The sequence below is a fragment of the Agreia sp. genome, from assembly GCF_964263775.1.
Lineage (GTDB): Bacteria > Actinomycetota > Actinomycetes > Actinomycetales > Microbacteriaceae > Agreia.
Genome location: NZ_CAXVWM010000153.1, coordinates 1 through 2,867 on the forward strand (window position 1 = coordinate 1; position 2,867 = coordinate 2,867).

Below are 2,867 nucleotides of genomic sequence, written 5' to 3' on the forward strand. Positions count from 1 at the left end.
GCTGACGGCCCCGCACGAGATCGTCACCGCCATCCTCGCGGTCAAGCAGTTCTTGACCTACGTCAACGGCGCGCCGTTCCAGCCCGCGATCGCGCTGGGGCTCGGCCTGCCCGACGAGTTCTTCGAGGGCATCGCCCGCACTCTGCAGTCGAAGCGCGATCTGCTGTCGGCCGGCCTTGTGAAGGCGGGCTTCGAGGTGTTCACCCCGCAGGCGGGGTACTTCGTCGTAGCCGATGCGGCGCCGCTCGGATTCTCGGACGCGGCCGCCCTCTGCCGCGAGCTGCCCGCACTCGCGGGAGTCGTCGGCATTCCGATCAGCGCCTTCTGCGGCGAGCAGCTGGCCGGCGAGTACTCGTCGCTCGTGCGCTTCGCGTACTGCAAGAAGGTCGACGTGCTCGAGCGGGCCGCAGCCCAGCTCGCGCGGGCCGGTCGCGACACCCGCTGATTCACCCCGCGGGCTTCTCGCCGCGAGCGAGCCTGTCCACTAGGCGCGCTATCGCCCGGGCTCGACCGACGTCGGTCTTCAGCGCGTGAATGCGGTAGTACACGGCGAATCTGTTCTGCGCATTGAGGGTCGCGTAGAACTCTTTCGCAGCGGGGTCGTCTTCGAGGGCGCTCAGAAAATCCGGATGCGGCTGCGCGTCCGTCGACGCGGCATAAGCCCTGTTCCACCGGCCATCGGCGCGCGCCCGCTCGACCTCTGCCCGTCCGCGAGGCGCCATCCGCCCTTCGGCGATCATCGCCTCAGCAGCCAGGCGGTTGCGCATCGACCACGGGCTCGCGGATCGGCGCGGCGTGAATCCGCGGAACGAGGTGTACTCGTCACGGCTGCGTGACTGGCCGTCGATCCACCCGAACTCGAGAGCAACATCGAGCGCCTCGGCGTAGCTGACCGTTGCGAAGGGAGAACCCTTCTTGGCGACGATCAACCAGATGCCGGCCTCGAGATCCTGATTTTCCCGCATCCAGTCGCGAAACGCGTCGCGCGTCGAGAATTGGATGCTCTCCCGCTCGGCGGCCACGCGTGCCCCTCCTACAACTCTCGGACGCCGAAGCGCCGCAGACTGAGTGCCGGATTGATGAAGCGCACGTTCTCGACTCGAGCGCGGTCGACGAACGCCACCGCGACATCCTCATTCTCGGCCAGCGACGCGATGGTGACACCCATGGGATCGACGACGAGACTGGCCCCGACCCCGATCGGCGGCGTGTGATCGGCCGCCGCGACGTAGATCGTGTTCTCGAGCGCCCGCGCCGTGACGAGCGTGCGCCAATGGTGCTCTTTCAACACGCCCCTGACCCATTCGGCCGGCACGAGCGCGAGGTCTACGCCGGCGTCGACCAGACGCCTCGTCACCTCGGGAAAGCGGATGTCGTAACAGGTCTGCAACCCGACCGTGAAGTCGCCGACCGCGAAGGTCTCGGGAGCCTCGATGATGCCCGGTTCGACGAACTCGCTCTCGTGCGAGCCGAACGCGTCGTAGAGGTGAAGCTTGCGATACGAGGCCACGAGCTCGCCCGAGGGCGCGACGGCGACGACAGAATTCGAGAAGCGCTCGCCCCCCGCCGTCGTCTCGATCATTCCGGCGACGATGTGCATCTCGAGGCGTGCGGCCAACGCGGACAGCATGGTGACGAAATCGCCGTCGAGACGCTCGGCGTTCTCGAGAAACCCTTCGCCGAACGGATCGGCGAAGAACGACGAGTACTCGGGAAAGACGACAAGGGATGCGCCGCGCGACGCCGCGCGCTCGCACAGCCTGGTGATCACGGCGAGATTCGCGGCCTTGTCGGTGCCGGGGGCGAACTGCGCGATGCCGACCCCCAGTGCGCCGCCGACGCTGAGTTCTGAGGCCGGGAGCGACGAGCGGGTCATGTTCTGGAGTTTAGTTCCATCGCGTGGCTTAGCCTGTTCGTAGGCGCCGCACCGCCGCGCCGCCGTCGCCGTCGTCGAAAGGACATCGCGCCCCGTGAAGCTCCACTCCGTTCGCGTCCACCCCAGTTCTGAGTCGCTCGAGCGAGCCGACCAGCTTGCGCACGTGATTGCCGAGGTCGCCGCAGACCCTGTGGCCGTCGATCCGGAAGTCACCGAGATGATCATCAACCGGGTCATCGACAACGCCGCGGTCGCCGCCGCGTCGCTGACGCGCCGGCCCGTCGTCTCGGCGCGCTCGCAGGCGGAGCGGCATCCCTATCTGCCCGGCTCGACGGTGTTCGGCCTGGCGTCGGATGCGCGCTTCTCGCCCGAGTGGGTGGCCTGGGCCAACGGCGTCGCGGTTCGCGAACTCGATTTTCACGACACGTTCCTCGCGGCGGAGTATTCGCATCCCGGCGACAACATTCCGCCGATTCTGGCCGTGGCGCAGCATGCGGGCCGCACCGGTGCCGAACTGGTCCGCGGCATCGCCACCGGCTATGAGATCCAGGTAGATCTCGTGCGCGCCATCAGCCTTCACGCGCACAAGATCGACCATGTCGCACACCTCGGCCCCTCGGCGGCGGCGGGCGTCGGCACCCTGCTGGGCCTCGATGTCGAGACGATCTTCCAGGCGGTCGGCCAGGCACTGCACACCACCACCGCGACGAGGCAGTCCCGCAAGGGCGAGATCTCGTCGTGGAAGGCGCACGCCCCCGCGTTCGCCGGCAAGATGGCTGTCGAGGCCGTCGACCGGGCCATGCGAGGCGAGACCAGCCCGACGCCGATCTACGAGGGCGAAGACGGCGTGATCGCCTGGCTGCTCGACGGGCCCGATGCCGCCTACGAGGTTCCCCTTCCCGTAGCCGGCGAATCGAAGCGCGGCATCCTCGACACCTATACGAAAGAGCATTCGGCCGAGTATCAGGCCCAGGCCTGGATCGACCTCGCC

Annotated in this window: 4 protein-coding genes; 2 read left to right on the forward strand and 2 right to left on the reverse strand. The window is 67.8% G+C overall.

Annotated features, from left to right (window positions below):
• Nucleotides 1-445: aminotransferase class I/II-fold pyridoxal phosphate-dependent enzyme (locus ACE5CZ_RS11475; RefSeq protein ID WP_374947461.1), on the forward strand; the 445-nt coding region annotated here is incomplete at its 5' end.
• Between the two features lies 1 nt (nucleotide 446).
• Here ACE5CZ_RS11475 and ACE5CZ_RS11480 read toward each other — a convergent pair.
• Entirely contained in the window at nucleotides 447-1,022 is a 576-nt protein-coding gene (locus tag ACE5CZ_RS11480) for a YdeI family protein (protein ID WP_374947462.1), read from the reverse strand.
• Between the two features lie 11 nt (nucleotides 1,023-1,033).
• Nucleotides 1,034-1,876 (reverse strand): carbon-nitrogen hydrolase family protein, encoded by an 843-nt coding sequence (locus tag ACE5CZ_RS11485; RefSeq protein WP_374947463.1) that lies wholly within the window; start codon nucleotides 1,874-1,876, stop codon nucleotides 1,034-1,036.
• A gap of 94 nt (nucleotides 1,877-1,970) precedes the next feature.
• On the opposite strand from ACE5CZ_RS11485, the gene ACE5CZ_RS11490 reads away from it, so the two are divergent.
• The coding region (locus ACE5CZ_RS11490) for an MmgE/PrpD family protein (protein WP_374947464.1) at nucleotides 1,971-2,867 on the forward strand (897 nt) is incomplete at its 3' end.